General features: G+C 61.7%; 28 protein-coding genes. 14 read left to right on the forward strand and 14 right to left on the reverse strand.

Going from position 1 to position 26,660, the window contains the following annotated elements:
* Positions 1–2: 2 nt before the first annotated feature.
* The 3 genes from ACIPY3_RS19405 to ACIPY3_RS19415 form a co-directional block, all read right to left on the reverse strand.
* Positions 3–1,610: a gamma-glutamyltransferase gene (locus ACIPY3_RS19405; protein ID WP_400336669.1), complete on the reverse strand. Its 1,608-nt coding sequence runs from the start codon at positions 1,608–1,610 to the stop codon at positions 3–5.
* A 3-nt stretch (positions 1,611–1,613) separates the two neighbouring features.
* Positions 1,614–2,351, reverse strand: coding sequence for a FadR/GntR family transcriptional regulator (locus ACIPY3_RS19410; RefSeq protein ID WP_400336670.1), 738 nt, complete (start codon positions 2,349–2,351; stop codon positions 1,614–1,616).
* 69 nt (positions 2,352–2,420) lie between these two features.
* The gene (locus ACIPY3_RS19415; protein WP_400336671.1) at positions 2,421–2,915 is read right to left on the reverse strand and encodes a RidA family protein; all 495 of its coding nucleotides are present in this window, start codon (positions 2,913–2,915) and stop codon (positions 2,421–2,423) included.
* Between the two features lie 262 nt (positions 2,916–3,177).
* Between ACIPY3_RS19415 and ACIPY3_RS19420 the strand changes: the two genes are divergently transcribed.
* A complete protein-coding gene (locus ACIPY3_RS19420; RefSeq protein ID WP_400336672.1) occupies positions 3,178–4,803 on the forward strand; it encodes a purine-cytosine permease family protein in 1,626 nt (541 codons plus the stop codon).
* A 109-nt stretch (positions 4,804–4,912) separates the two neighbouring features.
* Here ACIPY3_RS19420 and ACIPY3_RS19425 read toward each other — a convergent pair whose 3' ends face one another.
* Positions 4,913–5,278: a hypothetical protein gene (locus ACIPY3_RS19425; protein ID WP_400336673.1), complete on the reverse strand. Its 366-nt coding sequence runs from the start codon at positions 5,276–5,278 to the stop codon at positions 4,913–4,915.
* A 216-nt stretch (positions 5,279–5,494) separates the two neighbouring features.
* Here ACIPY3_RS19425 and ACIPY3_RS19430 point away from each other — a divergent pair, with 216 nt between their 5' ends.
* Positions 5,495–5,695: a hypothetical protein gene (locus ACIPY3_RS19430; protein ID WP_400336674.1), complete on the forward strand. Its 201-nt coding sequence runs from the start codon at positions 5,495–5,497 to the stop codon at positions 5,693–5,695.
* A 411-nt stretch (positions 5,696–6,106) separates the two neighbouring features.
* On the opposite strand, the gene ACIPY3_RS19435 is transcribed toward ACIPY3_RS19430, so the two are convergent.
* Entirely contained in the window at positions 6,107–6,451 is a 345-nt protein-coding gene (locus ACIPY3_RS19435) for a hypothetical protein (protein WP_400336675.1), read from the reverse strand.
* Positions 6,452–7,522: 1,071 nt separating this feature from the next.
* On the opposite strand from ACIPY3_RS19435, the gene ACIPY3_RS19440 reads away from it, so the two are divergent.
* From ACIPY3_RS19440 to ACIPY3_RS19455, 4 genes are all read left to right on the forward strand, one after another.
* Positions 7,523–8,068 carry a hypothetical protein gene (locus ACIPY3_RS19440; RefSeq protein ID WP_400336676.1) on the forward strand — a complete coding sequence of 182 codons (546 nt, stop codon included), beginning with the start codon at positions 7,523–7,525 and terminating at the stop codon, positions 8,066–8,068.
* A gap of 218 nt (positions 8,069–8,286) precedes the next feature.
* The gene (locus ACIPY3_RS19445) at positions 8,287–8,490 is read left to right on the forward strand and encodes a cold-shock protein (RefSeq protein ID WP_021472668.1); all 204 of its coding nucleotides are present in this window, start codon (positions 8,287–8,289) and stop codon (positions 8,488–8,490) included.
* A gap of 363 nt (positions 8,491–8,853) precedes the next feature.
* Entirely contained in the window at positions 8,854–11,436 is a 2,583-nt protein-coding gene (locus ACIPY3_RS19450) for a LuxR C-terminal-related transcriptional regulator (protein ID WP_400336703.1), read from the forward strand.
* A gap of 19 nt (positions 11,437–11,455) precedes the next feature.
* Positions 11,456–12,718, forward strand: a complete 1,263-nt coding sequence (locus tag ACIPY3_RS19455; protein WP_400336677.1) for an APC family permease — start codon at positions 11,456–11,458, stop codon at positions 12,716–12,718.
* 238 nt (positions 12,719–12,956) lie between these two features.
* Here the strand turns inward: ACIPY3_RS19455 and ACIPY3_RS19460 are convergent, their stop codons facing one another.
* On the reverse strand, positions 12,957–13,367 hold the full coding sequence (locus tag ACIPY3_RS19460) for a hypothetical protein (protein WP_400336678.1): 411 nt from the start codon (positions 13,365–13,367) through the stop codon (positions 12,957–12,959).
* Between the two features lie 185 nt (positions 13,368–13,552).
* Positions 13,553–13,846, reverse strand: a complete 294-nt coding sequence (locus ACIPY3_RS19465) for a hypothetical protein (protein WP_400336679.1) — start codon at positions 13,844–13,846, stop codon at positions 13,553–13,555.
* A gap of 106 nt (positions 13,847–13,952) precedes the next feature.
* Here ACIPY3_RS19465 and ACIPY3_RS19470 point away from each other — a divergent pair, with 106 nt between their 5' ends.
* A complete protein-coding gene (locus ACIPY3_RS19470; protein ID WP_400336680.1) occupies positions 13,953–14,288 on the forward strand; it encodes a hypothetical protein in 336 nt (111 codons plus the stop codon).
* 54 nt (positions 14,289–14,342) lie between these two features.
* Positions 14,343–15,023, forward strand: a complete 681-nt coding sequence (locus ACIPY3_RS19475) for a uridine kinase (RefSeq protein WP_400336681.1) — start codon at positions 14,343–14,345, stop codon at positions 15,021–15,023.
* Between the two features lies 1 nt (position 15,024).
* Here ACIPY3_RS19475 and ACIPY3_RS19480 read toward each other — a convergent pair whose 3' ends face one another.
* Together ACIPY3_RS19480 and ACIPY3_RS19485 are read right to left on the reverse strand one after the other, a co-directional pair.
* Positions 15,025–16,422, reverse strand: a complete 1,398-nt coding sequence (locus tag ACIPY3_RS19480; RefSeq protein ID WP_400336682.1) for a UDP-glucose dehydrogenase family protein — start codon at positions 16,420–16,422, stop codon at positions 15,025–15,027.
* A complete protein-coding gene (locus ACIPY3_RS19485; protein ID WP_400336683.1) occupies positions 16,419–17,582 on the reverse strand; it encodes a glycosyltransferase family 4 protein in 1,164 nt (387 codons plus the stop codon). The genes ACIPY3_RS19480 and ACIPY3_RS19485 overlap by 4 nt, the downstream gene beginning before the upstream one ends.
* Before the next feature lie 158 nt (positions 17,583–17,740).
* Between ACIPY3_RS19485 and ACIPY3_RS19490 the strand changes: the two genes are divergently transcribed.
* Positions 17,741–19,630 (forward strand): FG-GAP-like repeat-containing protein, encoded by a 1,890-nt coding sequence (locus ACIPY3_RS19490; protein ID WP_400336684.1) that lies wholly within the window; start codon positions 17,741–17,743, stop codon positions 19,628–19,630.
* Positions 19,631–20,081: 451 nt separating this feature from the next.
* Entirely contained in the window at positions 20,082–20,567 is a 486-nt protein-coding gene (locus tag ACIPY3_RS19495) for an excalibur calcium-binding domain-containing protein (RefSeq protein ID WP_400336685.1), read from the forward strand.
* Positions 20,568–20,621: 54 nt separating this feature from the next.
* On the opposite strand, the gene ACIPY3_RS19500 is transcribed toward ACIPY3_RS19495, so the two are convergent.
* Both ACIPY3_RS19500 and ACIPY3_RS19505 read right to left on the reverse strand, forming a co-directional pair.
* Entirely contained in the window at positions 20,622–21,152 is a 531-nt protein-coding gene (locus ACIPY3_RS19500) for a hypothetical protein (protein WP_400336686.1), read from the reverse strand.
* A gap of 204 nt (positions 21,153–21,356) precedes the next feature.
* On the reverse strand, positions 21,357–21,779 hold the full coding sequence (locus tag ACIPY3_RS19505; RefSeq protein ID WP_400336687.1) for a MerR family transcriptional regulator: 423 nt from the start codon (positions 21,777–21,779) through the stop codon (positions 21,357–21,359).
* A 143-nt stretch (positions 21,780–21,922) separates the two neighbouring features.
* On the opposite strand from ACIPY3_RS19505, the gene ACIPY3_RS19510 reads away from it, so the two are divergent.
* The 3 genes from ACIPY3_RS19510 to ACIPY3_RS19520 all read left to right on the forward strand — a co-directional run bounded on the left by ACIPY3_RS19510 (position 21,923) and on the right by ACIPY3_RS19520 (position 23,316).
* Positions 21,923–22,345 carry an Hsp20/alpha crystallin family protein gene (locus ACIPY3_RS19510; RefSeq protein WP_400336688.1) on the forward strand — a complete coding sequence of 141 codons (423 nt, stop codon included), beginning with the start codon at positions 21,923–21,925 and terminating at the stop codon, positions 22,343–22,345.
* A 219-nt stretch (positions 22,346–22,564) separates the two neighbouring features.
* Positions 22,565–22,942, forward strand: coding sequence for a J domain-containing protein (locus tag ACIPY3_RS19515; protein ID WP_400336689.1), 378 nt, complete (start codon positions 22,565–22,567; stop codon positions 22,940–22,942).
* The gene (locus tag ACIPY3_RS19520; RefSeq protein ID WP_400336690.1) at positions 22,939–23,316 is read left to right on the forward strand and encodes a hypothetical protein; all 378 of its coding nucleotides are present in this window, start codon (positions 22,939–22,941) and stop codon (positions 23,314–23,316) included. The genes ACIPY3_RS19515 and ACIPY3_RS19520 overlap by 4 nt, the downstream gene beginning before the upstream one ends.
* A gap of 87 nt (positions 23,317–23,403) precedes the next feature.
* On the opposite strand, the gene aqpZ is transcribed toward ACIPY3_RS19520, so the two are convergent.
* The 3 genes from aqpZ to ACIPY3_RS19535 form a co-directional block, all read right to left on the reverse strand.
* Positions 23,404–24,174, reverse strand: coding sequence for an aquaporin Z (aqpZ, locus tag ACIPY3_RS19525; RefSeq protein ID WP_400336691.1), 771 nt, complete (start codon positions 24,172–24,174; stop codon positions 23,404–23,406).
* A gap of 86 nt (positions 24,175–24,260) precedes the next feature.
* Positions 24,261–24,488, reverse strand: coding sequence for an antitoxin (locus tag ACIPY3_RS19530; protein WP_400336692.1), 228 nt, complete (start codon positions 24,486–24,488; stop codon positions 24,261–24,263).
* Positions 24,475–25,335, reverse strand: coding sequence for an RNA polymerase sigma factor (locus tag ACIPY3_RS19535; protein WP_400336693.1), 861 nt, complete (start codon positions 25,333–25,335; stop codon positions 24,475–24,477). The genes ACIPY3_RS19530 and ACIPY3_RS19535 overlap by 14 nt, the downstream gene beginning before the upstream one ends.
* Before the next feature lie 99 nt (positions 25,336–25,434).
* Between ACIPY3_RS19535 and ACIPY3_RS19540 the strand changes: the two genes are divergently transcribed.
* On the forward strand, positions 25,435–26,418 hold the full coding sequence (locus ACIPY3_RS19540) for an Lrp/AsnC family transcriptional regulator (protein ID WP_400336704.1): 984 nt from the start codon (positions 25,435–25,437) through the stop codon (positions 26,416–26,418).
* Positions 26,419–26,660 lie beyond the last annotated feature (242 nt).

Raw genomic sequence — 26,660 nt, forward strand, 5'->3', positions numbered from 1 at the left:
GGCTACGTCCCGTCCGCCAACAACCCGTCGGAACGGGGATCGGACCCTACCGCGAAGGAGGCCGCATCCTCGGATAGCCGAACCACCTGCAGATGGCCGGCTGCGTCGTCGAAGGCTTCCAGTTCCTTGGAACGGAATCCTGCGGCGTGCAGGGCTTGGACCGCACGGCCGGAGACCCCTGATTCGATGGCGATAGTGGCGGCATCATCAGCCGCGGCCGCTCCGGCTTCCATCTGCCCGATGATCCATCGAGCACGGGCGGACGCCGCGTCGGGAGCCATGCCCAAGGCCAAGTTCAGTGCGAGGTGGGTATGGACCTGGGGTTGCGCCCGGCCGCCCATCGTGCCGTGCGCCCCGACCAGCTTTCCGCCTTTTCGAACCAGCACTGGCATGAGCGTGTGCGGAGGGCGCGTGGATGGCCGCAATTCGTTGGCCGCCCCCGGCGTGAGGCTGAAGGAGGCGGCCCTGTTGTGGAGGAGAATTCCAGTGCCTGGATCCAGGACGCAAGATCCAAAAGCGTGGAAGGCGCTCTGTATGAGCGAGACCCAATTTCCTTCTGAGTCAGCGGTGACGACGGCCACCGTATCGCCGGTTCGTCGGGCGTAGGTGCGTCCGGTGGTGCTGCCCGACAGACTGCGAGCGAGGGCGCGCTGTGCCGTCGCGGCGGCGGTTTCGCGTGACAGCAGGACGCCGACTGGAACCTCGCGATGTGAGGGATCGCCCAAGTACTGATCCCTGTCTCGAGCAGCTGAGGCGAGGATGCTGGCGATGACGCCGGCGTCTTCGCCATCCGGGTCGGGGATGCGCCCCAGCTCGTCAGCCACGACATCCAGCGCGGCCAGGCCTTGGAGGAAAAAGGTTCCCTGGCTGTTGCCTGCGGCGCTGAGGTATTCGGTCCCGGCAAACTTTACGGAAGCGGGGCGTTCAAGGGTGGCTTGGTGATCCTCAAGGTCCTTACGGGTGAGCTCGCTGCCCAAGCTACGGAGTGTTTCAAGAACGCTTTCGCCAATGGGTCCCCGGTAGAAGGCATTCACGCCATCTTCAGCCAGGCGGGTCAACGTCTCTGCAAGGCGGACTAGTTTGAGGGTTTCATCTTGCTTGAGGACAACCCCATCCTGAAAAAATACTTCACGGCATCCCGCATCCTGGGACAGGAGATGCTGTTCGCGCATCAGGTCGCGGGCTACACCAGGTGCTACGGTGACCCCGGCCTTTGCCACGGCTGCAGCCGGGAGCAGGGCTGCCGCCAGAGGCTGACGTCCCCACTTATCGGCAAGCACCTCCCAAGCGCTGAGAACGCCGGGCACGGTGACGCTCAGAGCTCCGGCCACAGGCACGAAGCCGTCCGGTCCTATGTATTTGTTGCGGTCAGTGATGCGGGCGGAGCGCCCGCTGCCATTGACCACTGTGACGTTTCCGTCGGGGGTACCAACCATGGCTATGGCATCGCCGCCGATGGTGCACTGATTGGGATAGACAACGGTGAGCATGGCTGCCGCAGCCAAGGCAGCGTCCACGGCGTTGCCACCTTCGGCGAATGCCCGATGGGCTGCGGCCGTCGCTCCGGAATGCGGAGTGGCCGCCGCCCCGGTGAGGGAGTTCTGATTCATTGCTTAGGGTGCTTTCTCGTTTGGTGTGTCAGGGTCCCAGGCGCCGACGCCGATGGCCTCGGCGACCTGGTGGATGTGCCCGGACATGGATGCGCGTGCTTCGTCGGCGTCGTGGGCGCGGATGGCCTCGTAGATCCTCCGATGCGCGGCCACGGATTGCTCTATTCGAGCCATGGTTTGGTGGGTTCTCTCCCGGGAAGGTGCCATCCATTCGTTGGCGACACCCAGGAGCTGAACCAGCATGGGATTGCGGGTTAGCTTCGCAACTGCAGCGTGGAACTCGACGTCGAGCCGAACGAGCAGTTGGAGGGATGGTTCCCGGCGGCGGAGTTCACTCTCAGCAAGCTCCAGTGGTTGGAGCAGAACTCCCAGTTCACTGGCTCTCGCGCGGAGAGCGGCACGCTCAGCCATCGGAGGTTCTACCACTGCGCGCAGGTCCATTACCTCGGCCAGCATCCTCTGTGAGGAATCCATGGCTCCGAGCATTCCTGCGTGGAGCTCGGGCCTGGTTTGTTCCTCGACAATCGTCCCGCGTCCTGGTTTGCGGCTTATGAGGCCTCGCAGCTCCAGCTCGCGCAGGGCTTCCCGGACAGAAGTGCGGGATATGCCGGCGGTCTGGGCCAATTCGCGTTCGTTGGGAAGTTTGTCGCCTGCCTTGAGTTCACCGTTGGTGATCATCCGGATCAGCTTTTCACTTAACCGTTCGGAAAGGGGGCCGCTGGCCACGGAAAGACTGCTCATGGACGACATACTTACCTCCGCTGAATTGGTTAGACAAACCTACCAGCCGCAGAACCCACGCCCGTCCGGCTAGTCGAGGATCTCCACGGTGACCCAGTTTTCGAAACAACTGCCGCCAGCAAGGCTCATAACGCCGATAGTTGCCCGCCCACCCAGCCCGACTTCGGGGCCGAACACCTCCACGAAGAGGTCTGTGGCGCCCGAGGAGACCTTGTGGACTTCAGTGAATTCCATCGTGGAGGTCACGAAGCACAGCGAACGAACGATACCTTTCACGCGGTCCAAGGAGCCGAGTGCTAAGCGGATTCCGCCGAGGCAGTTCAGCGCCGTCAGACGGGCGGCCTCATAACCTTCCTCGACGCTGAGGTTGGCCCCGAGGCGCCCTGGGTATCGGACCGTGCCGTCGCTTTTGTCCGGGGTATGACCGCTGAGGTACAGAACGTTCCCCACGATATGGTGCGGCTTCATGCTCCCGTAGGTGTCGGCTCCGTAGTAGCCGTCAACTTTGAAGTCCGGTATCTCCAGACCGAGTTCCCGGACGCGGTCTTCATAACTAGTGGTCAAGGTACTGCTCCTAAATATCCTGCCTCGCCAGTGGCAGATAGTCCAATGGTCCAACCAAGTACCTATGAGCGTAGTCACACGAGGGGGCCAGGTCAACAAGGCGACAAAAAATGAACGAGATTCATAAAAACTGTTGACTTAGGTCCAAAGGTCGGACAAACTCCAGATATGGGAGTCATCGCCGCCTCCCGTACAACCAAGTGATTCTCCCCCCAACACCAGCTCTGACTTGAGCTGGTACGTCACTTGCAAAGGAATTCCCATGTCCACTCCGGACCACCCCCTTCAGCCCTTACAGGTCAGTTACGTGGATGACCCTCGCGTCGTGAAAGAAGCCGCGACCGAGGACTACACCACCCACGTAGTCCCTCTCTCGTGGCGCAGTAACAAGAAGTCCCTGTCGATGTCGTGGTACTCGCTGGTCAGCGGAATGTTCTACCTCGTCACCGCGGCAACGCTGGCCGCAGTCGTTGGAACCGTCGACACCCTTATCGGAATAGTCCTGGCCTGCCTGGCTTTCGGAGGCTTGGGCTTTATCTTCTCCAGTTACGCGGCCAAGACAGGCCTGACAGTCGCACTCGTTTCCCAGCGGCTGTTCGGTGCCTCAGGTTCCATCGTGGCCCCGCTCATCCTCGCGGCCACCTCCATCTATTACGCCGTGTTTGAAAGCTCAATGATCGCCCATGCCTTCCATGCATATATCGGCGGCATTGATATCCGGATCTGGTACGCGATCGCAGTGGCCATGAACCTTCCACTGGTCATGGGCGGAATCAGGCGTTGGATGGACAAGTACAACGCTGCCTTGCTTCCGGTCTACTGGGGCGGACTCATCCTGGTGATCGTCTTGGCTGCCACCCACGCAGACACGTCGGCCTGGCTCGCACATACCCCCGAAGAAGCCACAAGCCTTGCTGCGCCTGGCTGGCTATACGCCTTCTTTATCTACCTGGGTGTCCTCGTCCTCATGATGTTCACCATGGACTTCGCCCGCTTCGGCAAACCACGCGACACCAAGGTCAACGGCGTCGTCACCTTCGGACCCGTCTTCTACGTCTTCGTCTACCTGGCTAACGGTCTCATCGGTATTTTCATCGCCTACTCCGCCGGCCTTGCGGGTGGCGTATCCTCCACGGCAATCGTCGAGTTCATTGTCACGCTGATGGGTGGATGGGGTCTCTTCCTGGTCTGGGTCACGCAAGCCCGCATTAACACTGCCAACTTCTACGTAGCCTCAACCAACATGGAAGCCCTCTGGACCAGGCTCTTCCGCGCTCGGCTTCCACGAGCATGGGCAGTGCTGATTTGTGGTGCCATCACCTACCTGATCATGCTCACCGACGTTCTCAACTACGTGCTTGTTGCCCTTGCCTGGCAGGGTGCGTTCATTGCATCGTGGGTTGGCATCATGCTCGTCCACATTCTTTTCAGCTCGCGAGGCGACAAGAATGGACTGCCGGAAGTCCGCCCAGGGCGATTGGCCCGCTTCACTTTGGGAAGCTGGATTTGGATTGGCAGTTCACTACTCGGTGCGTTGCTCTACCAGTTCGGCGGTCCATTCGGAGCAACCTGGTCGACGCCGCTTACGTTGACTCTTGCGTCAGTCCTGTACGCAGCGGCGTTCAAAGCCCAAACCCGTAGCGCCATCCTCCGCCGTCGCAACGATCCCCGAGACGAAGTGGATGACATTTGGGAAGCACGCATCCGCTGCCATGCGTGCGACCACAGCTACATTGCTGCCGAAATGGATCGTGATCCCAGCGTTCCTGGGCAGCCTCCCATCTGCTCAGCCTGCGCGGGGCTCAGCCGAAGGTATCTGAATGCTTGCAAGCATGAGGATGCGACCCTGTCCTTCAGCGCAACTGAGCACGATCACTTGCCCGTGTAAGTAACTGGTGATGGCTGCGCACCCCTTGGGTGCCGCAGCCATCGCCAGTATCCGTCCGGATTTCTGATTGAGTACTCGCAGCGACGGGTGCGGCTCAGGACCGAGTGTCCTATGCCTGTTTGAAGCCGTTCAAGACCGTGTACGTTCCGCCGATTTCTTGCGCCACCTTGTCCAGGTCCTTGCCGCTCCAGTTTTCCTCCAACGCGAGGGACAAGTCTGCGACGATCCAGTTCTCGCCTTCAACGATCGCCAACGGCTGCGAGGTATCCATATAGACCTGCGCGGCGTCGGCCCGAGCATCCGAGCTGCTGAACCACTCGATCTGGACCCTGCTGCCACAAACCGCATATTCGGCCGTGAACCCGGCCAGGTCCGGGTTCACGATCGGTCTCGCGGTTGGCTCGCTCTCGCAGCCGACGACGGCGGCAACGGCCTCTCGAGCTTCGGCAAGTGACGCGAAGGTCGGGCCTGGCACGGGTGGGATGCCGGCGTCGGGCTCTGTCGCCCGCTCAGACGTGCAGCTGGACAACATGCCGGCTATTGCGAATCCGGCCGCAATGCATACGAATCCACGCGAACTAATCACTGGACACCCCCATTTGTCAGTGGTGCCATCCTTGCACGACTGCGTGCCGTACGGGACAGGAGACGATACGCTTCTTGGACGACTTCGTAGGGGGACGATTTCCAGATGACTACTGCACGCAAGTTCCGCATACTGAGCTGGGCATCCACGGCTTTAGTTCCGGCCATTCTGATCTTGCAATTTACCCACGTGATCAGCGGGTTTTGGAGTATGACTCTGCTCGTGCTCATCGGTGTTCCGGCGACAATTGCCGGCGTGATTCTGGAGAGACGCCTGGGCGCCGAGAAGATGAGGGACGCGGCTTAGGCCGCCGATTCCGGCGCCGATGTTAAAAATGTCAGTGGTGGATGCCATGCTGCCCCGATGGATCAATTTCCGTTTACACAAAGGCTGCCACTGACCCTCCGAGCACGTCTTTGGTGGCACGACGGCGCCGGCGTTCGGGTCCGTGGGTGGTCAGCCCGACAGTGGCTTTCCGTGACGGTCTTTCTTGGGCTCACGGCCAGCCTTCTCTCAGGCCTGACATTCTTCTCATCCGATCTGCTCACCGTCGGCTGCCTGGTTGCTGGTTCCTTCAGCTTGATGGGACTGAGTTGGTACACCGGCTATTCGTCGCGCGAAGCCAGGGCTGCCACGGAGAAATGCAGCCGGTGACCCGGGTCCTACTTCAGTTGCCTGAGGTGCTAAACCGCGATGGTTCCACGCGTGGGAATGAACTCACAAGCGCCGCGTTTGCTCAGGGTTCCGACCTTTCCATTCATCCGAGGCAAAGAACTCCCGAAGAACCTCCTCCCCACCCTCTGAGACGTGGACTTCGCTGCCCGAACCCACAAAGAGCGGAAGATAGCCCTTTTGCTTGGCTACGTAGTTTGCGACATCCAAGGGTGGCATGTCCGGGGGACCTGCGACGTCGCCAAGCAGAAGGCGGGCAACGATGCCTTCGCACCCAGCCACCTGCATGATGACCCTCAGCTCGAAATCCCTAAGGACGTGCGGTTCCCAGATGCTTGTCAATGGCAGCGGACCGAACGTTGATTCACCAGCCCGGTATTCCCTGTGCATGTGTTCCCCCTGATTCCTGACATTCTCCCCAACCCTAGGTGAGCCGCACTGAAGGTTCGTGACGCACCCAACTGTCATGCCGCCGTCGTACGCACCACTCAGATGCCGGACTTGGCACGCGGATGCTTCATCCGCCAAAGTCGCCGATAGGCCCGCGCACGCGTGAAAACTCGCCGGAATCGTTTACGGAAATACCACGTCAGGGCGAGGCCAAGGATCACAACCGGGAGTAACTCGGGGGCCAACGCTAACGCGCCCGCGAGGATTTCGAATGCTTCCAATCCGATGAGGGAGATGGCCGCAAACCAGACCCAGCCACCGAACAGTGTGGCTTTGGTGGCAATTCGGAGTGCGAGGCGTCGGGTGAGCCTCCATCGCAGCCGCAAGTGACGGATCGGACGTGAGCGGAATCGGCCGGGCCTGGAACGAAATGAAGACAGAAGGGTGCTGAGGGACATTGCGATGAGCTCCTTGTGATGGCAGTGAGAGAACTGTCATGAGGTCGCTCAAAGAGCAGCAGCGCAAGCAGCGCGCAGGTCTGATCCAGCGGTGACGCGAAGGTGTCCGAGACGGATTTCAGGGGGCTGCTTGGAGGCTCCTGGGGCGACAGCGAGGCTGACCCGGAGCGCGTGGACCTGTCCCACCTTTGGGGACGGACCTGGCCAATGACAAGGAAATCGGTCGGGGGCTGTCATCGACTGCTGGCGCACTGGCGTGGACCGCCAGCCCAACCATGGTGCAAAGCAACGCCCGGAACGTGTGAGCCAGGAGGACAGTCACGGCCAAGACCAGGGCAAGAAGAGCGAAAACCGTCAGGGGAGGAGCGCCCGCGCTGATGGTCGTGCGGATTGCAACATCAGCCTGGACAAAGAGTTCCAACAGGCTCAATCCGAGCAATGACATGTCCCCCCCCAAATGCTCACGTCCTGTCAGCATACGGCGCTCTGCGGCACGACAAGCAAGGCCAGGCGGTGACAGCGCCGATGCGCACCAAACCGTCACGCCGCCGTCGTACCTGACACCCAACTAAAGGGCAGGCACCTGCCCCGTTGAAGCGACGGAAGGGTGATTATGGAATTCCTGGCTGACTTGGGGGAGTTCGTTGGTGCGATCGTGGGGATGGTGACGCTCGTCTATGTCATGAGAGCCACCAGGCTTTCGGGCCAGGCCGTGCGGGATGCGCAGCGCATGCTTGAGCTGGAGGGGGAACGGGACGAACGAACGATCGCCTTGCAGGAGCGGCGGCAAGCCACGCAGGTGGCCTTCTGGCCGGTGAGGGGAGAAGTCGATGGCGGATTCCAATGGGGGATCGAACTGGTGAACTCGAGCGATGCCCCTGTGTTCGGGATGGAGCTCAGCAGGTCGGAAGGCAAAGCCGGGAAGGGAACCGCAATCCCTGAGATCCAAGCATCGGCCAAGATCCTTCCGCCCGGCCGCTACTTTTTCAGTGAGCGGAAGCGGTGGCCCATCCATGTGGAGCCGGGCAAAGTCTTGGAGCCCATCCCCGGTAACACTGACTACATGCCGTCGGTGAGTTTCACGGATTGCGACGGCCGGGGATGGCACCGTGGAATGGACGGGCATCTGCAGCGCAAAACCGAGGATGACTTGGTATGAACGAGAAAACCACACCTGCTGGATTAATCCGTCCCAGTACTAGCCATACCGCCAGATGTCTGTAAACTTGACGGTGTTGTTGTGTTTGGCATTTGGTAGTTCAGGCAGTCCCCGCAGTCCTCTTTGGTCTGCGACCTTCTGAAGTAACGGTGGAGAACACCCCACACCGGAGACCCGAAAGTCGGGAACAATCTCCACCTTCAGTTAGGACTGAAATTATGGCTACAGGTACCGTCAAGTGGTTTAACGCTGAAAAGGGCTTCGGCTTCATCTCCCCGGAAGATGGCAGCCAGGACGTTTTCGCTCACTACTCCGCAATCAACTCCTCGGGCTACCGCTCCCTCGAAGAGAACCAGAAGGTCTCCTTCGACGTCGAGCAGGGCCCCAAGGGTCCCCAGGCAGTAAACATCCAGGCTATCTAGTCTTCGGATAACTCAAGAGCAGGGCCGGTCAATGACCGGCCCTGCTTTTTGTCGTGCCCATCGTATATATCTACTAGTGCAGATCTTGTCAGTCGAACACATATCCACATAGCGAATTACACCCATGTAATTCGCTTCCCGAAGCCCCTAGCGTGGACATCAAGACACCATCACGCAAGGGGTACCGATGATCTGCCCGAGCTTCCACCAGAGCCAACCCGAGCCTAAAAACCACCACCTAGACGATCCGCGCCACCACCTAATTTTGCGAAATCACCACCTAATTTCGTCCAAAAACGCCTGTGCAAGGCACTTTTGGACCCCTAGTGCCGATTTTCGGCCTTAGTCTCCGGGGTGAACCGCATGACAGTGGTCAACGGAAACAGAAGGTTGGGCAGGGTGTTCGATATTGAGGTGCAGCGCATCCTCGACTACGTGGGACGCGGCATTGGCGTACGCGTCATCGGCGCGCCCGGGAGCGGCAAGACCACAGTGATTTCCAGCGCGGTCTCCAGCGCAGAGAAGACCGGTTTCACTATCCACTCGGTGACCGGACTCCGGACACACCGCAACATCCCCTACGCCGCCGTCAAGGGCCTCGGCATGGAGATGCGCCCGGGCCGGAGCGGTGTCCTGGACCTTGCCGATGTGATGGTCAGCCAGCTCGCCAAGCCGGGCAAGCACCTGATGATGGTGGACGACATCCAGCTCCTGGACAACGAGTCGCTTGCGGTGCTGGAAGCCGTCCGCCAGCAGTCGTTCGCGCCGATGATCGCCACAGCGCCGGAGACCCACAACTTCACGCGCGGACAGCTGGCTGTCCTCAACCAGGGGCGTGAGGCTCTGGTGCAACTGGATCCGCTGCACTACGAGCAGGTGCACGCGCTGATCGCAAGGGTGCTCGGCGGCCCCGCGGACGTGGACACCACCGCACGAATCCTCACCAAATCCGCAGGCAATCCGCGCCTGATCGTTCGGATCACGGAGACTGCTTTGCTGAGCAACCTCCTGGTGCGGCGCGATGGCATGTGGCACATGTCCGCCGGCACCCTGTGGAACGACCACCTCAGCGGCAGCGTCGAGGCACTCCTCGCTGAGCTGCCCGAAGAAGACGTCAATGCACTGCACAGCATGGCTATCCTGGGCACCGCGCGCATCGACGTCCTGCAAAAAATCGTCTCGCCGGACGCCTTGGACAGCCTGGAACGCCGCGGTTTCCTCTCCGTCATGGACGACCACCACAACGGCACCATCGCCGCTATTAGCCCACCCGTGATCGTGGACTACTTCCGTGGCCGCCGAACGCTCCGGGACCGGCACCTGCTGCGGAGCAGGATCGCCGGGATCCTCGAATCCACGCCTCAGGTTGCGGGTGACGAAACCTCCACGGCCGACTGCCTTTCGCAGGTCCTCTCGGCCCTGCGCCTGGAACGCGGTAACGACGACGCCGTCACCGCACGGCACTTCCAGGACCACAGCGCTGTTCGCGAACGTGCCCGCTTCGAACGCTGGGAAGCCAACAAGACGGCCACCAACGCTGCCGCGCTGCTGCGCGTTTACTGGGGCGCGCCGGTGGATCCCGTTCGGACCGCGCGCGTCCTGACGGAAACGCCAACGGACGACGCCGACCCCAGCGAGCTGCTGTTCCTCACCATCACGAAGGCCCTCCTTGCGATACCCGCGGGCGGCGCGAGTGCCGCCGTCGAGGTTTTGCAGGCGTTCGGGGACGCCAACCCGGAGCTAATAGCCGACGCGGAAGCAGCCATGCTCTTCCTGGGTGCTTCGCACGGACGGGTGCCGGAGCAGTCGGCTGGCACGCCAGAAGTGGGCGCACGGACGTTCGAGGTCCTGACACAGGCTCTGCTTGAGCTGTACCGGTGCCGGCCCACAGCCGCGCTCAAACTCATCAACGACGTCGAAAACGACGAGCTCTTCCCGCATCTCCGCCCTTTCATCCACGGCTATGCCCTGTTCGCCGCCGGGCGTGTGGATGAGTCGCTGGTGTTCGCGCTGGACTGGCGCGCCGAAGCACGAAAGAACCTGGACCAGTTCGGCGTGGTCACCAGCAGCTACGTTGCCGTTCACGGACTGCTCTACAGCGGCTACTTCGACGAAGCGGAGTACCTCATGAGCAGCGTCTTCGCCATGGGCCGCCCGGGGTTTGTGGTGGACATCCTTTACGACGCCATGCTCCGGCTCGCCGGCCTTCGCCAAGCCACCACCTCCACCACGCCGACGCTCTCCATCGCGTCGCAGGCCCGCTCTGAAATGCCCGACGTCGGACCGTTGCCGGGGATTGGCAAAGGGACTTACGTCTTGGTCACCACCTCGGACATGCAGCCCGCGACTTTCGACAAGGACGCCAGCAAACTCATCAAACGGCAACTCAAGAGCGGCTACGTGCTCGAGGCGAAGATGACGGCCTTGCTGTGCACCTGTTTGGCTCCGGGACGCAGGGTCCTGGACCTGCTGCAGAAAGTGCTGAGGGATAGTGGAATACTGGTCCACGACCAGTTCGTGTCCATTGCTTCCGCCGTTGTGGAGACTGACCACCAGCTCCTCGGGTTGCTGCTGAAGCACTACGAGCCGGACCAGGATGTGTACCAGGTGGGCATGCTGCTCCGGAGCGCCCTCCGTGGCCACGTTCTTGAAGGGGATACGACATCGGCTGAAGCGTTGGCTACGGCATCATCGGCCTTCGCTGCCAGGTTCCCCTCAGAGAACGAGCAGCTGTCCTTCAACACCTTCGAGGCCAGTGCCCTGACCGAGCGGGAAATCGAGATCGCTGCGCTGGCCGGGTACCTCTCCAACGTCCAAATAGGGGAGCGTCTACGGATCAGCGCCAGAACGGTGGAAAACCACATTTCCAACGCCCTGAGAAAGACCGGCGCCACGTCACGTACAAGTCTCTTCATCTTGGTTGGGAATACATTTCCGCCACAGTGACTCTGGATAGGCTGGCTGGGTGAACACGCCACCCGCATTGGCCCGCCGGCTCGGTACCCTTGATGCGTCCTTGATCGGCCTCGGCTCCATGATCGGGGCGGGCGTGTTTGCGGCCTTCACTCCGGCGGCGGCTGCTGCCGGCTCGGGGCTGCTCGTGGGACTGGTGGTGGCTGCGTTCGTGGCATTCTGCAACGCGACCTCGTCAGCGCAGCTTGCCGCGGCCTACCCGACGTCGGGAGGCACCTACGTCTACGGGCGCGAGCGACTGGGCCCTTGGCCAGGGTTCCTCGCCGGCTGGGGATTTGTCATCGGCAAGACGGCCAGTGCTGCGGCCATGGCGATGACCTTCGCTGCCTATGCCGCACCGCCCGGGTGGGAGCGGCCGGTGGCGATTGCCGCCGTCGTACTTTTGACAGCCGTGAACTATCACGGGGTGACGCGGACAGCGGGGCTGACGCGCGTGCTGGTCATCGCGGTGCTGTTCGCCCTCGGGATCGCAGTTGCGGCTTGTTGGGGTGGTTCGCCGGACTTGGGCAACGTTGTTGGGAAAGGGCTGTTCTCGCACGGTTGGTACGGGATCCTGCAGTCGGCTGGGCTGCTGTTCTTTGCGTTCGCCGGGTACGCGCGGATCGCCACCATGGGTGAGGAGGTAATGAAGCCTCGCCGGACCATTCCGCGAGCCATCACCATTGCCTTGGGTATCACCATCCTCGTGTACGCGGTGATCACCGTGACGTTGCTGGCATCGCTCGGCCCCGACGGAGTGGCGGGTAATCCGACTCCGCTGGCTGCCGCCGTCGGGGGTGGCTGGGTCTCAGTGGTGGTGCGCGTAGGCGCCGCTGTTGCTTCGCTCGGGGCGTTGCTTGCCCTCGTAGCCGGGCTCGGACGGACGAGCCTGGCAATGGCACGAGAGCATGACCTGCCGCATGCGCTCGCAGCCGTCCATCCCCGGTATAAGGTTCCGAACCGGGCCGAAGTGACCATCGCCGTCGTGATCTGCGTGGTCATTGCGGTGGCCGACTTGCGTGGGGCAATCGGGTTCTCGTCGTTCGGTGTGCTGCTGTATTACTTGGTGGCCAACGTCGCGGCCTTCACCCAGCCTGCTGAGGACCGGCGTTATCCGAAGGTGCTTCAGGTGTTGGGTGCAGTGGCCTGTGTGGCTTTGGTGGCAACGCTGCCGCCGCTGTCCATTGGACTTGGTGTGCTCATGCTTGCCGTGGGCATCGTGTACCGAGTGGTGCGCTTGCGTGTCCGTGGCGGGCACGGCTCCGCTTTGGGGTAACCAACGGAACCGTGCCCTATGCTTCCTACGCCTGGAGCGGGTGGGGGTTCCCGCCGGACACCGGGTCTCCCGCCCCGGAAGCACACAGTGAGCCTACGGGCGATTTTTGCGTCTAGGTGTCGTTTTGATTTTTCTAGGTGGTGAAAACGGGTCGATTTCAACCTGTTCTGGTTGTCTTTGTGGCGTGTGTGGCAAAAGATAGGTGCTCCGCGCGCGTCTCTAGGTGGTGGGGTTGTCCCTACCTGCGTCTCCGGGCCGCCACTTGGTGGTGAACGCGATCCATGTAAACCAGCAGGCTGGCGACCGTCAGTATCAGACCGCATACCTCGGCGATGGTCGACGTCGTGTCCTGAAACCTGACTGCCACGTCGGGGCCGAGCGTCATGGCGTTGGTGAAGGCGGCCAGCGCGAAGATGGCAGCTTTCAGTAGCGGGAAATTCCTCGCCTTGGAAAAGATCATCGCCAGCGGCGCCGCGGCGCCCAAGATCGCCAGAAGGACGACGGCGGTTGTCTTCACGAGGTGGGGATCGAGCGAGCTGAATGCTGTGGGTGGAGGAGCGAGCCACAGCAGCGTGGCCGAGGCTGCCGAGCCAGCCGCCGTGATGAGGCCCAGAATTCGCAGGGCCCAGGGAAAGATGCGCGTCACCATGGTCAGATTCTGGACCCGGAATTTGCGACTAGGTGCTCGGAATTGGCCTCCCTAGATCCACTCGGCAGAAATTAGGTGGTGATCCGGGAAAATTAGGTGGCGCGCGGGATCGTCTAGGGGTGCCCTGGCGGACAGTTTTCCGCTGCTGGGACGCCAGCCTCCGCTGACGCCCCAGCCCACGTGGGTTAGCCCTTCTCGCAGGCAATCCCGTCGCCGTCGCTGTCCAGATCGCAGTTACTCTGTGCTGGCGGGGCTGCCTTGGGAGCCGCAGCCTGAGCGGCCTTCCGGTCGGCTTCCGCCTTCGCGGCAGCCGCTGCTTGGGCCGCGGCCTGGTCTGCCGCGGCTTTGTCCGCTGCGGCCTTGTCGGCAGCTGCTTTATCCGCGGCTGCCTTATCAGCCGCCGCCTTCTCTGCGGCAGCCTTTGCTGCGGCTTCAGCGGCACGCTCGTCTGACAGTTTCTTGGCGGTTGCTGAGTCCAACCACGTCAATTTTCCGGAACTATCCACGGCGCAAATGTAGGTGTCGCTGGCACCAACCTGAGTGGCCTTCTCCGTAGTACAAGCCGTTCCTGCAATTTTGGACGGCGTGGGCGTAGACGATGGCGTCGACGAAGGCGAAGCCTTTGTGCTGCTCACGGAGCTGGCGGTCGACGTGCCGCCGCATGCTGTGGCGAACGCCAACAACGACCCAATGGCCACCAACCCGAATGCTTTCGAGCCTCGAACCCACGAAGACCTGCGAATGAGATGCTGGTTTTTGGACGTGCGAATAGATCGCGTTTTCAAAATAGTGCCCCCTTTAGAATGCGCCGATGCGATGGCGCGTGATGCGACCATAACACCCGACGAATCAGGAAACGGAGGGGAAGTTTCCTATGACTTAGCGCGCCTCCAGGTTGACGTTTTTCTTGGACCGACTTGAGATGCCGATCCGGGCGTCAACTTCCTGTCGTTGGCGTCATGGCATCCTGTGGTCATGACTTCAAATGGGAGACAACGCTCGGAAGTCCTTGAACTTATTGCCTCAGAGCTGTTGGCCCTGGCACCTGGCCGTCGATTTGTTGCGATCGATGGCGTCGATGGTAGTGGCAAATCCACCTTCGCGTCAGAATTGGCGGAAGCACTGACGAGCCGACCCGTGATTGCCATTAGCGCTGACAACTTCCTGAATCTCCGCGAAGTGCGTTACCGCTTGGGGAGGACCTCTCCGGAAGGCTTCTGGCTCGACACTTACGACTACGACACCTTGCGGGAATTCGTCTTGGAACCGTTGGCGCCGGGTGGTACTGGAGAATACCGTGCGGCGGCGACCGATCATGTCAACAATCTGAGGCTTGAACCCGTGGCCGTGCAAGCACCCGCCGATTCACTTGTGATTGTCGAAGGGATGTTTCTCCATCGCGATGAATTGGCCGGGAGGTGGGATTACTCGGTTTTCCTGGACGTGCCTTTTGCTGAAACCGCACGGAGGATGCACCTGAGGGACGGCAGCAACCCCGACCCCGAACACCCAAGCATGAGGCGCTACGTGGGAGGCCAGAGACGGTATTTCCAGGAAGCAGAACCATGGTCACGGGCCACGAGGGTTATCGACAATGCTGATCCACATCGGCCAAGGCTGCTATCCCCGCGGGAAGCCAGGAATCGGCCTAGATGACTTACGCCCGCGCGTGCTTTCGTCGCGGCGCGGACTCACTTGAAGCCTGCGACCCCGCCCGCTCTTCCGCCGCAACCGCAGCGCCGGTGCCCAAGCCGCGGACCGTCCACCCGGCCGCCCGCCAGGCCTCGGCGTCAAGCACGTTGCGTGCGTCCAGCACCATCCGGCGTCGTACGAGTGCCCCAACCTCAACCGGCGAAAGCTGCATGTATTCGTTCCACTCCGTGAGCAGCAGCACCAGCTCGGCGCCTTCCAGGGCGCGCTTGGTGGAGGCTTCGAAGCGGATCTGCGGGTAGCGGATCCAGGCGTTGTTGATGGCCTTCGGGTCCGTGACGGTCACGTGCGCGCCGGCGGAGGCGAGCTTTGCAGCGACGTCCAGGGCGGGGGAGTCACGGATGTCGTCGGTGTCGGGCTTGAAGGCTGCGCCGAGGATGGTGACAGTGCGGCCGGAGAGGAATCCGCGGCACATTTCGCGGGCGACATCCACTGCCCGGGAGCGCTGGTTCAGGTTCACGCTGTCCACCAGGGCCATCCACTCATCCACGGACGGCACGTCGAGCTCGCGGGACTGCGCACGGAACGACCGGATGTCCTTGGGCAGGCAGCCGCCGCCGAAACCGAGGCCGGCGTGCAGGTATCGGTTGCCGATGCGCGGGTCCAGGCCCATGGCTTCGCTGAGTTCGCTGACGTCGGCGCCCGACGCGTCGCACAGCTCGGCCATCGCGTTGATGAAGCTGACCTTCGTGGCCAGGAACGCGTTCGACGCTGACTTGATCAGCTCCGCCGTCGCGAAGTTGCAAACCAACCGCGGGATGCCGGCGGTGATCAGCGGCTCGTAGACGGCATCCAACACGGCGGTCACAGGTGCGCCAGCAGCGGCTCCCTTGCCGCCGGGAACGCCGTAAACCAAGCGGTCGGGCACCAGTGAATCCTTCACAGCCGTGCCCTGCCGCAGGAACTCGGGGTTCCAGCCGAGGAGCACGTCGGACCGCCTCGCCAACACGGCACGGACGGTTTCGACGGTGCCCACGGGCACGGTCGATTTACCGACGACGGCGGCACCCTTGGCCAGGTGCGGCAGGAGGCTTCGGGTGGCGCTCATCAGGTAGGAGAGGTCCGCGGTGTCCGAGGTCTTGGACTGCGGGGTACCCACGCAGAGGAAATGGACCTGGGCATCCGCCGCGGCAGAGAAGTCCGTGGTGAACACCAGTCTGCCGGTGGTGCGTCCGTCGCCGAGGAGTTCGTCCAAACCGGGTTCATGGAAGGGAGCAAGCGCCTTGTTCAGCTGCTCAACCTTGTGCGAATCAACATCGATGCCCACCACGTTGTGGCCCATCGAAGCGAGGGTGGCGGCGTGCACTGCGCCGAGGTAACCGCAGCCGATCACGGAGATCTTCATGAGAAAGGTCCTTTGCTTGGTGTCAGTTCAGAATCAGGGCCGGACGGTACACCGGCGATCACTTCGTTGTAGTGCCGCACCAGGTCGGCGCAGAGCACCGGCCACGTCCGGCCCTGGACCGAAGCGGTAGCTGCCGTTGCGAACGCGCGGCGCTTGGCGTCGTCGCCCATCAGGTCCTGCACGTATCCGCGCAGCTGGGCAAGGTTGCCCGGCTCGTACAGCCAGCCGGTGCGGGAGTTTTCCACGAGGTCCAAGGGCCCGCCGCGGCCGGTCGCGACCACAGGAACGCCCGATGCCATGGCTTCCTGGATGGTCTGGCAGAAGGTCTCGAACTCGCCGGGATGGACGAAAAGATCAAAGGAGGCAACGGCTTCAGCCAGGGAATCGCCGCCTAGAAATCCTGTGAACACAGCGTCCGGCAGCTGCGCTTCTAGGGCGGCTCGCTGCGGTCCGTCACCCACGATCACGAGCTTCGTGTTCGGCAGACCGTTCAGGACGGCGAGGTCCTCAACCTGCTTCTCTACCGCGAGCCGGCCGACGTAGCCGATGATCCGCTGGCCGTCGGGTGCAACTGAGCTGCGCCACGCCGTCGAACGTTTTGCCGGGTTGAAGCGGGCGGTATCCACACCGCGGCGCCACATATCCACGCGGAGAATTCCGCGCCCGCGCAACTGGTTGAGCGCGAACGTCGAAGGCACAAGGGTGCGGGTGGCCAGGAGGTGGATGTTGTCCACGCGGTTCCAGGCCCAGTTCTCCAGGAACGGCACGCCGTATCGGGCGGCGTAGCTGGGAACCTCGGTTTGGTAGATCGCGACCGTCGGGATTCCGAGCTGGTCGGCGGCTTGCACGGCGCGCCAGCCGAGCACGAAGGGGGAGGCGAGATGAACGACGTCGGGGGAGAAATCGGCAAGGATTCGCTTGACCCGATTCACACCACCCAACGCAACCCGCACGTTCGTGTAACCGGCCAGCGGCACAGACGGAAGCCGGTGCACATACGCACCCTTCACGACGCTCGAAACATCAGTGTCCGACGTCGACGGCGCAATGACCATCACCTCATCCCCGCGTTCCTGCAGATGATCCAGCACCCGCAGTATCGAGTGCGTTACCCCGTTCATCAGCGGCAGGAATGATTCGGCGACGATTGCGATCCTCACGCATTCCACGGTGGTCGGGGCGGTTGGCGTTGCGGGTTCGATCGGGTGGCCTGTGGAGGAAGAGTTGGTTAACAGGAGGTTCGTGTTCTTTGTCGGAGCCCCCGCGTAGACTGCCAGCATCCGACGTGCTGGGCGTCGAAAGTTCTGGGGGTCTTGCCATGACTGCTGCTGGGGATCATTCGCGCGCGCTTGTTGCAGGTTCGGATCGCGTACGACGGCGGCGCTTGGGGGCGGTGCGGGTTGCTGCGGGCGGCCTGGGGCTGGCCATGTTGTTGGGAACCATGGCTTCGCCGGCGGTGGCGGACGACGTAACCAACGTTGTTCCTGTGGGAGCACAACCCTCTGCCGTTGCGGTGAATGCGGTGACCAACCGGGCGTACATTGCTACCGGTGATGGCGTGTCCGTCCTGGACGGGTCCACGTCCTCAGGCCTGCTCTACACCGGTGACCGGCCAGTGGACGTAGCCGTGAACTCGGTGACGAACAAGGTGTATGTCAGCGAAATTGGCGGCTCCGTGGCCGTGGTCGATGGCGCAACGCGAGCTGTCACGTCTGTGCCGGTTGGCGCTTCACCGAGTGTCGTTGCGGTGAACGAATCGAACAACAAGATCTACGTTGGCGTTCAATCCGGCCTTGCCATCATTGACGGGGCCACGAATGCCGTGAAGACCGTTGCCCTGGCCAACGGCGCACAGGACATAGTGGTGAACTCTGCTGCGAGCAAGGCTTACGTGCTCTCGGGCGGGACGCTGAGGGTCCTTGATGCGAGCGGCACCGTGAAGACCACCATCAACATCGGCGCCGGCGGCATCCTTGCTGTGGCAGTGAACGAGGCGAGCAACAAGGCCTACTTCACGACGCTCGGCCGCTACGGCGCCAGCGTACGTGTGGTTGATGGGATCACGGACGAAGTTACCGGCACTATTCCCTTTGACCAATTCGTGGGGAAAGTCGCCGTTGATCCGGCTACCAACAAGATCTACGTTGCCGCGGACAGCACGTCGCTCGAGGGATACGTCAAGGTGTTCGACGGGCAGACGCTGACGGAGATCGCATCCTATGTGACACCCACACGGATTACAGACCTCGCCGTGAACCCCGGCGCTGATAAGGCCTACGCCCTCATGGGTGGCAGGGGAGTGACCGTCCTGGACGGTCCTTCCGGCAAGGTCTCTGGAGTGTTCACCGGGCAGGATCCCGTTGACGCTGCTGTGAACTCCTCCACGGGGATGGTCTATGTGGCAAACAACGGGAGTGCTTCGGTGTCCGTTATCGCTGGCTCTGCCGCCGCTCCCCTCAAGAACGACTTCAATGGCGACTCCTTCTCAGATGTCCTGGCACGCGATACGTCCGGTGTTCTTTGGCTATACCCGGGCAACGGCTCGGGTGGCTGGCTGCCGAGGGTCCAGGTGGGGGTCGGTTGGAATGTGATGACTGCGCTGGTCTCGCCCGGTGACTTCAACAGCGACTCCTTTCCCGATGTCCTGGCTCGTGACACCTTCGGTGTTCTGTGGTTGTACCCCGGTAATGGTTCTGGTGGATGGTGGCCGCGGGTGGCGGTTGGCCAGGGATGGAATTCCATGACCGCGATCGTGGGAAGCGGACCGTTCTTCGCTGACGGCCATGTGGACGTCATGGCCCGGGACTCCAGCGGCACTCTGTGGCGGTACCGCGGGAACGGCCAGTTCGGTTGGTTGCCGCGGCAGTGGGTTGGCTCGGGCTGGAACGGGATGTCCGAAATCACCGGAGTGGCAGACTTCAACGGCGACGGCGTCTCCGACATAGCGGCCCGCGATTCCTCGGGCGCCCTCTGGCTCTACCCGCCGAACGGCATTGGCGGATGGCTGTCCCGTCAGAGCATCGGGCAGGGCTGGAACAGCATGAACTCGCTTGTTGGACCCGGCGATTTCGACGGCGACGGCCGCGCGGACATCCTGGCGCGGAATGCGGCGGGAGAGTTGTGGCTGTACTCCGGAGCCGGGGGCTCCGTGTGGCCGTCCGCCTCGCGCGTGGGCACGGGCTGGCAGGGGATGACGGCGATTCTTTAGAGTCCCTTCGCGAGGGGCGAGATCCCAGCCCTAACGAAGCGACTGAGGGCCGAGATCTCACCCCTCGCGGGCTTCAGACGTGACAGCCTCGGCCCCCTCATTCCCCACCCAGCACCCGATCAGGGTGGCTACGTCTTGAAGGCATAACAGCAGTCTTCTAGTCGGAGTCCATCAGTTATTCTCTTTTGTTACATGCACTTCGATAGCTACGTTGCTTTTCATGGGGCTGCTGATAACTTTTGATCTGCGAGCAATTCGGGAGTGAAGCAACCTAGGCCCTTCCGAACCACCGGTTCGCAACAAAAGGGGGCAATAAGCATTGAAAAAACTATTTGCAATAGCGGTGTTGGCTGGATTGGCGTTGACGGGCTGTAGTAAAAGCGCTTCAAATTCTGAACCAGTTGCCTCAGCTTCGGCAGCGGCAGAGCAAACCATCCTGTTTCCGGACGTTGTGGGACTGACGTTGGATAAAGCAAACGACCAACTGGAAGACCTTGGGCTGAAAGTCAAGGCCAAGGACGTCAACGACGACAAAGCGATCATCGCCAAGAAGAACTGGGAAGTAGTCAGTCAGGATCCCGGAAAGGCGACTTCAGTAGCGAAGGGCTCAACGGTGCAGCTTGGCGTGCGGCACCTGACAGACGCAACGGCGTCGCCTTCACCCACGGCGACGACGGCTCCGGCACCGCTTGTGGCGCCGCCCGCCGTGGAGACTCCCGCAGCGGTTGCACCCGCAGCCCCTGCCCCGCCGGCCGCCGAGCCAGCACCTGCGCAAGTTCAACCGGCGCCTGTTAAACCGGCTCCTGCTCCGGCGGCCCCGTACTACAAGAACTGCGATGCCGTAAGGGCGGCAGGTGCAGCACCCATTCACAGCAGCCAACCAGGCTATGGAAGACACCTGGATAAAGACGGCGACGGCTGGGGCTGCGATAAGTAGCCTGGACGAACGTCAGGAACGTGGCCGCCCAGTAAATGGGCGGCCACTGCTGTATCAGGACAGTTCAGCGCAGATATCCCTTTGCTTGCCTGAGCTGCTCACAAACGTGAAGACGCCCGTTGTTGGGTCCACGTTAAAAACAACTGTGCCTATGAACTGAATCGTCGCGGGTCCAGGAGGTGTGGGAGGTACGTCGCTGGGGAACCAGATTATTCCGTAGTGGCCGCTCGTCCTGACTGTATAGGTTCCATCGGGATTGAGTGTTGCGTTGGACACGGATCCGTCCGTGCGGATTGTTACCGACTTTCCTGCGACCGGCGCCGCTGGGTCCGTTCCGTAATTCGTGTACGTAAGCACTACGCCTTTGCCGGCCGTGAGAATGCGAACAATATCGCCATTCTTGTCCACAAATTCCTTGGTGTGGAGGATTCCTCCCTTGGACTCCAAACCAAGGTTGAAGTCAGGGCAGCCGATGCCTTTGCCAAGGATGAGTGGTTCGTCCGCTGCCGCGGGCGCAGCCGGCGCGAGCAAAGCAGCGAGCAATATAGCCACAGGCGCAAGCCTGAGGATGATCCTGTTTTTCATGATGTTCTCGATTTTTGAGCGATGCGGTGATGAATGTCGGCACCATCCCTGATGCAGGGAAGGAGACCAAGTGCCGGTGCTCACGGGACGAGTCCCTGACGGCGGCCATTAACAGGGGAAGCCGCTCCGTAACGGACGCCGGAATGCGGCGTCGGGACAGAGATTACTCCCGACGGAATCGAAAAACCACGCCCTGCGGGTAACTCATTCCCCACCCCGCGCCCGCTTCAAATCCTTCCTTAGCCCGCGGTTGTCCGCGCGCAACTCGAGGTTGTCCTCGGTGAGTCCACGGTTGTCCTCCAGCAGCCCGCGATTCGTAGCTTCCAACTCCAGCACCAGCTTCACTCCGGCCAGGTTGAGGCCTTCGTCCAGGAGCACCCCGATCCGTCGCAGTGTCACCAGGTTCCGTTCGCTGTAGCGCCGCGTGCCGCCGTCGGTCCTTTCGGGGGTGAGCAGCCCTTTGCGCTCATAGAGGCGGATGTTCTGCTGACCCATGCCCACGAGTTCGGCCGCGACGGAGATGGCGTAGACCCCCAGGTCGTCCCTCAAAGCAGCCGCGCCGGAGCCGCCGCCCGGCGCCGGACCAGCCAAGCCGCCGTCGTGCGCTTCTGCCGAGAAACCTGCCACGAAACCACTCCCAAAAATCTCCAATAATCCCTCTTGCGACACTCTCAAACGAGTGCTATAAAAAATCTATACCAGCCACTACAGATCAGGAAGGCTGGAATCACAAAAGAATCAGCATCAAGATCCAAAGGAGTGAGAACCACATGCTGATGCGCACTGACCCGTTCCGCGAATTCGACCGGCTCGCCCAACAGGTTTTTGGCACAACAGCACGGCCTGCCGGCATGCCGATGGATGCCTGGCAGGACGGCGAGGAATTCATTGTTGCTCTCGACCTGCCCGGAGTAAGCCCCGAGTCGATTGAGCTGGACGTGGAACGCAACGTCCTCACGGTCAAGGCGGAGCGGAAGTCGCCCGCCGGAGAAAACACGGAAATGATCGCCGCAGAACGGCCCCAAGGTGTCTTCAGCAGGCAGCTCATCCTCGGCGACACCTTGGACACGGACGGCGTCAACGCCAGCTATGACGCAGGCGTCCTGACCCTCCGCATCCCCGTCGCCGAGAAGGCCAAGCCGCGACGCATCGAGATCAACTCCACCGGACAACGACAGGAGATCAACGCCTGATAGTTCGCTTCGCGGAGGCCACGCAGCCAACGCGAAGCGTGCAAGCGGGAGAGCATCCGACCGGCCGCATCGGAGAAATGGGCGCAGGCTTCGCGCTACGCCATCGCGCTTGTTGCGCAGAGGAAGCGCGGCCCCCGACGTTGCCTCCCGAACGGATGGCCCCCGGGTTCACGCCGGGGGCCATCTTCCAGCCAATCGCACCTCCGCCGGGAACCAGCCTTGGGAACTCAACCTGACCACTACGCGATCTTGGGCGTGCCGCCAACTGCGTCGGCGCGCGAAATCGCCCGCGCCCATCGCGCCTTGATACGGCAGCACCACCCGGACACGCGCAAAAAGACGCACGACGGCGGTGCCTCCGAGGCGCTCGACCTCCAGCAGTTGCACGCCGTCATGCAGGCGTACGTCGTTTTGTCGGACCCAGGAAAGCGGGCGGCTTACGACAGGGGTCGCACGCGCGGTTCCGGCACGCCCGTCAGCGTTCGAATCCATCGAACGACGGCGGTGCCCGCACCTGGGCGGCAGCAGCAACCGCTCAGCTTCGGACCGACCCGCTGGACACCACTTCGCCGTACACATCCAAGGAGACCCACATGAGCGCCTGGCGTTCGTACGACAGCCACCTGATGCCTGCGTTCTACGAGCGCTTCGAGGAACGCTGGGGCAAGGGGACCGCGCCGTTCCTGGACCCCGAAGTGCACGAACAACCCATGCCCCGCGCCCAGTGGATCAACGTGGATACGGGTGCCGCGGTTGCGGTTGTTCCCATCTGGACGGACGATCCGGAACATCGTTCTTTCGGGGTGTTCTACCTCCCGCCAGCGGGGGACATCTGGATCCTCCGGCCGGGGCCAACCACGTTCATGGAGCCCGGCAGCGGTTCATCGCGCGACCAGGTCTCCTTGCGCAACGATGCCTTCAAGAAGGCCGTCAATCATGCCAAGGATTTCATCTACGGGCCGCAGCCGTGAGGGGCGCCGCCGTCGAGCGCTGAGCTGACCCTAGGCCGTAGGACGAAGCCCGTCTTGGCGGATCGAAGGCCATTAAGGCGAAGTGCGCTATGACCGGCGCACCAGGCGATAGAGGGATGCTGCGGCAATGCCGCCGGCAATTGGCGCAACGACGAAAACCCAAAGCTGACTGACTGCCCAGCCGTCCGCCCAGAGAGCCGTTGCAATGGAACGTGCCGGGTTCACCGACGTATTCGTTACAGGGATGCTGATGAGGTGAATAAGAGTCAGGCTGAAGCCGATGGCCAGGGCTGCGAACCCTGGCGTTGCCCGCTTCTCCGTGACACCAAGAATGATCAGAACGAAAACCGCGGTCAAAACGAATTCGATGACCAGTGCCGAACCAACCCCAAATCCACCAGGGGAGTGATCACCGAAACCGTTCGATGCGAATCCGCTGGCACGTGCGGCCGCAAAGAAGCCCTCGGGGCCACCGGTTGCAATCGCGGCCAGCACGCTTGATGCGGCAGCGGCGCCGGCTATCTGGGCAACCACATAGGCCGGGATGTTCTTTGCGGGGAAACGCCCTGCAACAGCCATGCCGATGGTAACTGCCGGATTGAAGTGCCCACCTGAAATATGTCCGAAGGCGTACGCCCCCGCCACGACGGTAAGTCCGAAGGCCAGCGATACTCCGAGGAATCCAACGCCCAGGGTGTTTGACTTGTCCGGGAAATTTGCCGCGAACAAAGCCGTGCCCACGCCACCAAACACCAGGATGAATGTTCCGATGGCCTCGGCGCCCAGTTTGGCAGCCAAGGTTGGCGCGGGTTCCAGGTCGTGCCGATGTGGAAGTGTTGTGGTTTTTTGGCTGACCATATTGGTCCTTTCAAACTGAAGGGCTATGTATCGCTTCGAGGGCAACCACGAAGGTGGTGGCGGAGTTGCCGGAGGTAGTGGCTGCGCTACTGCTGGGGGGTGTCTTCCGCAGGACCAGCTTCTTCCTCTTCGTCGTCGATACGTGACACGAAGTCCGAGGCCGCACCCTGAACGAGGTCAACCTGGCTGGCGAACTTGCCGTCTGTCTTTTCGTCCACGAAATCGCCGACTTTTTCGATGCCGTCCTGGATGGCTTCTTCGTTGCCCGCGATAAGGTCCTGGGCCTTGCCCTGCAAATCTTCAAAAAGTCCCATGGGGTGTCTCTTTTCTCTGCCATTGCTCGTAAAGGGGCGGAGTTGCCCCAGCAGATAAGTCCGGTGGGGACGAGATTCGTGACGCGCTCCGACAAGGATTTCGGGCTTTCATCAAGCTGTGAATGTCCCGCAGCTCGGAGAGCACTGTCCTGCAACTCGGGCACACAGCCAGATGGCTCTCAGCACGGTTCCGTTCGGCGGACCCGATGGTCTCCCTGGCGAGCCTTGCGAGTAGCCGGCGGGCCTTGGCACATTTGTCTGACCCGGCAGCCCGCACATGCTGCTGCAGATAGGCGACCCGTAGTCCCTCCCGTGCCCGGATGAGCAACGAGGCAACGGCATTTGGACTCACTCCTAGCCTTACAGCAACCTCAGCGTGACGCATGTCCTGCAGATCGATGCATTTCAGGACTGTTTGCCAACGTGCCGGAAGAGACCGCAGCGCTTGCATCAGCATGGTGGAGTCTTCTTTCAGCGTGGATTGTTCCGCATGCGGATGAATGGGTTCCAGCGCCCGGTCGTGCTCCAGAGCCTTGGCGCGACGGGCCAGTTGGTTTCGGCGATGGGCCATGCGCCGGGTAATAGTGAGGACGTAGGACTTGAAATGCTCCCGTGGTCCCGTCCCGGCCGCGAGGGCCCGGAAGACCTCCAGGAAAGCCTCGGCGACGACGTCTTCGGCATCACTTCTATTGTCGGTTTCCTTGAGGGCCACGAATGCGACCGCTTTTCGATGTCGACCGTACAGTTCATCGAAAGCCGCTGGGTCTCCGTTACGAACAAGCTCCATGAGTTCCTTGTCATCGAGCGCCGCGTAGCGGGAGAGTGCAGGCAGGACCTGTGCGAGCATGGCATTTCTTTCAGGACGGGGAAGGCAGTGGCCCCAAAACTAGGGCTCGCGTGATTGAATGCACGGCAAACGCAGGAAAAACCGGAAAGTGCACCAGTGATGCAGGATTTCGATCTGGACGAGCGCGATCTGCGCTTGTTGCATGCCCTCCAAGTGAGACCAAGGGCTTCGTGGACGTCGCTGGCGCCCATCGTGGGTGCGGACGCGGTGACCCTGGCTCGGCGGTGGACTGCTTTGCAGCAGGACGGCCTGGCGTGGATGACTTCCTATATTGGGGCCGGCACGAGGTTCGTTGGCGCCATCGTCGAAGTGGACTGCAAACCTGCTGCTCTCCCAGCCATCGTCGAGGACCTTGCCAGGATCCATGAAGTGATCAGCATCGACCAGACAGCCGGTGGACGCGACCTTGTTATCACCGTGCTCTGCCGCAGTGATCCAGAACTTTCAGCGTTCCTTGTGGACCGGATCCCTGGGGTGCCGGGCATCCGGGGCACGCGCACGCATCGAGTCATTACGTTGGTTGCAGACGCGCAACGCTGGCGACTGCGTGCGTTGGGTGAGGAGGAGGTGAAAACCTTGGAACGGGCCGCTCCACTGTTGAGTCCTGCGCCGTCTGCCTTACCCACAGATGTGGAAGAAAAACTGATCCGCATGCTCTTGGTCGATGGCCGGGCTTCGGTTGCAGACATCGCTCAGTGGTTGAACATTTCGCCTGCCCGGGCAAAGAATGCCTTGTCGAACGTGTTGGGCAACCAGAGGGTTGTTGTACGGCTGGAGGTTGCAAGGACCTTCACACCTTGGCCCATTAGCGTTTGGTATTTCATGCGAGTCCCAACCACCAAGGTTGAGTCTGTCGCGGTCAGCCTTGCTGGCCTGGACGAAGTCCGCTTGGTTGTTACGACCGGTGGCCTCTACTCGTTGGTGATGTCGGTGTGGTTGAGGAAGGTGGAAGACATGACACGGTTGGAAAAGCAGCTGGGTCAACGGTTTCCCGACGTCGAGATTGTCGACCGATCCATTGTTCTTCGCACTCCCAAGCATGTGGGCAAGAGGCTCGCCCCTGACGGTAGACGGATCGTCTAGGGACGAAGCTTTGGTTCTTCCGGAGATGCCTCAAGAGGCGCAGACCATTGCTTACTGTCCTGCCCAACGACGCACCGTGCTATTGCCGAGGCCAACCAGGACGGCAGTCCACCAGCAGCTTTGGGACACAGCTGCAGCAATCATGATCCGCACCCGCAGCCGCCGGCCCAGTCCTCCAAATCGTGTCTGGGCAGGAAGGGACAGCAACCTTTGCATGGCCGGACTGACGCCCAGGCCGTTCA

The organism is Paenarthrobacter sp. NPDC089714, from assembly GCF_044748905.1.
Taxonomy (GTDB): Bacteria; Actinomycetota; Actinomycetes; order Actinomycetales; family Micrococcaceae; genus Arthrobacter.

What these genes read in the sequence shown, in the direction of transcription:
- ACIPY3_RS19405 (WP_400336669.1), bottom strand. Translation starts at nt 1,610, where the DNA reads ATGAATCAGAACTCCCTCACCGGGGCGGCGGCCACTCCGCATTCCGGA.
- ACIPY3_RS19410 (WP_400336670.1), bottom strand. Translation starts at nt 2,351, where the DNA reads ATGAGCAGTCTTTCCGTGGCCAGCGGCCCCCTTTCCGAACGGTTAAGT.
- ACIPY3_RS19420 (WP_400336672.1), top strand. Translation starts at nt 3,178, where the DNA reads ATGTCCACTCCGGACCACCCCCTTCAGCCCTTACAGGTCAGTTACGTG.
- ACIPY3_RS19430 (WP_400336674.1), top strand. Translation starts at nt 5,495, where the DNA reads ATGACTACTGCACGCAAGTTCCGCATACTGAGCTGGGCATCCACGGCT.
- ACIPY3_RS19435 (WP_400336675.1), bottom strand. Translation starts at nt 6,451, where the DNA reads ATGCACAGGGAATACCGGGCTGGTGAATCAACGTTCGGTCCGCTGCCA.
- ACIPY3_RS19440 (WP_400336676.1), top strand. Translation starts at nt 7,523, where the DNA reads ATGGAATTCCTGGCTGACTTGGGGGAGTTCGTTGGTGCGATCGTGGGG.
- ACIPY3_RS19445 (WP_021472668.1), top strand. Translation starts at nt 8,287, where the DNA reads ATGGCTACAGGTACCGTCAAGTGGTTTAACGCTGAAAAGGGCTTCGGC.
- ACIPY3_RS19450 (WP_400336703.1), top strand. Translation starts at nt 8,854, where the DNA reads ATGACAGTGGTCAACGGAAACAGAAGGTTGGGCAGGGTGTTCGATATT.
- ACIPY3_RS19460 (WP_400336678.1), bottom strand. Translation starts at nt 13,367, where the DNA reads ATGGTGACGCGCATCTTTCCCTGGGCCCTGCGAATTCTGGGCCTCATC.
- ACIPY3_RS19475 (WP_400336681.1), top strand. Translation starts at nt 14,343, where the DNA reads ATGACTTCAAATGGGAGACAACGCTCGGAAGTCCTTGAACTTATTGCC.
- ACIPY3_RS19480 (WP_400336682.1), bottom strand. Translation starts at nt 16,422, where the DNA reads ATGAAGATCTCCGTGATCGGCTGCGGTTACCTCGGCGCAGTGCACGCC.
- ACIPY3_RS19490 (WP_400336684.1), top strand. Translation starts at nt 17,741, where the DNA reads ATGACTGCTGCTGGGGATCATTCGCGCGCGCTTGTTGCAGGTTCGGAT.
- ACIPY3_RS19500 (WP_400336686.1), bottom strand. Translation starts at nt 21,152, where the DNA reads ATGAAAAACAGGATCATCCTCAGGCTTGCGCCTGTGGCTATATTGCTC.
- ACIPY3_RS19510 (WP_400336688.1), top strand. Translation starts at nt 21,923, where the DNA reads ATGCTGATGCGCACTGACCCGTTCCGCGAATTCGACCGGCTCGCCCAA.
- ACIPY3_RS19520 (WP_400336690.1), top strand. Translation starts at nt 22,939, where the DNA reads ATGAGCGCCTGGCGTTCGTACGACAGCCACCTGATGCCTGCGTTCTAC.
- aqpZ (WP_400336691.1), bottom strand. Translation starts at nt 24,174, where the DNA reads ATGGTCAGCCAAAAAACCACAACACTTCCACATCGGCACGACCTGGAA.
- ACIPY3_RS19530 (WP_400336692.1), bottom strand. Translation starts at nt 24,488, where the DNA reads ATGGGACTTTTTGAAGATTTGCAGGGCAAGGCCCAGGACCTTATCGCG.
- ACIPY3_RS19535 (WP_400336693.1), bottom strand. Translation starts at nt 25,335, where the DNA reads ATGCTCGCACAGGTCCTGCCTGCACTCTCCCGCTACGCGGCGCTCGAT.
- ACIPY3_RS19540 (WP_400336704.1), top strand. Translation starts at nt 25,435, where the DNA reads ATGCAGGATTTCGATCTGGACGAGCGCGATCTGCGCTTGTTGCATGCC.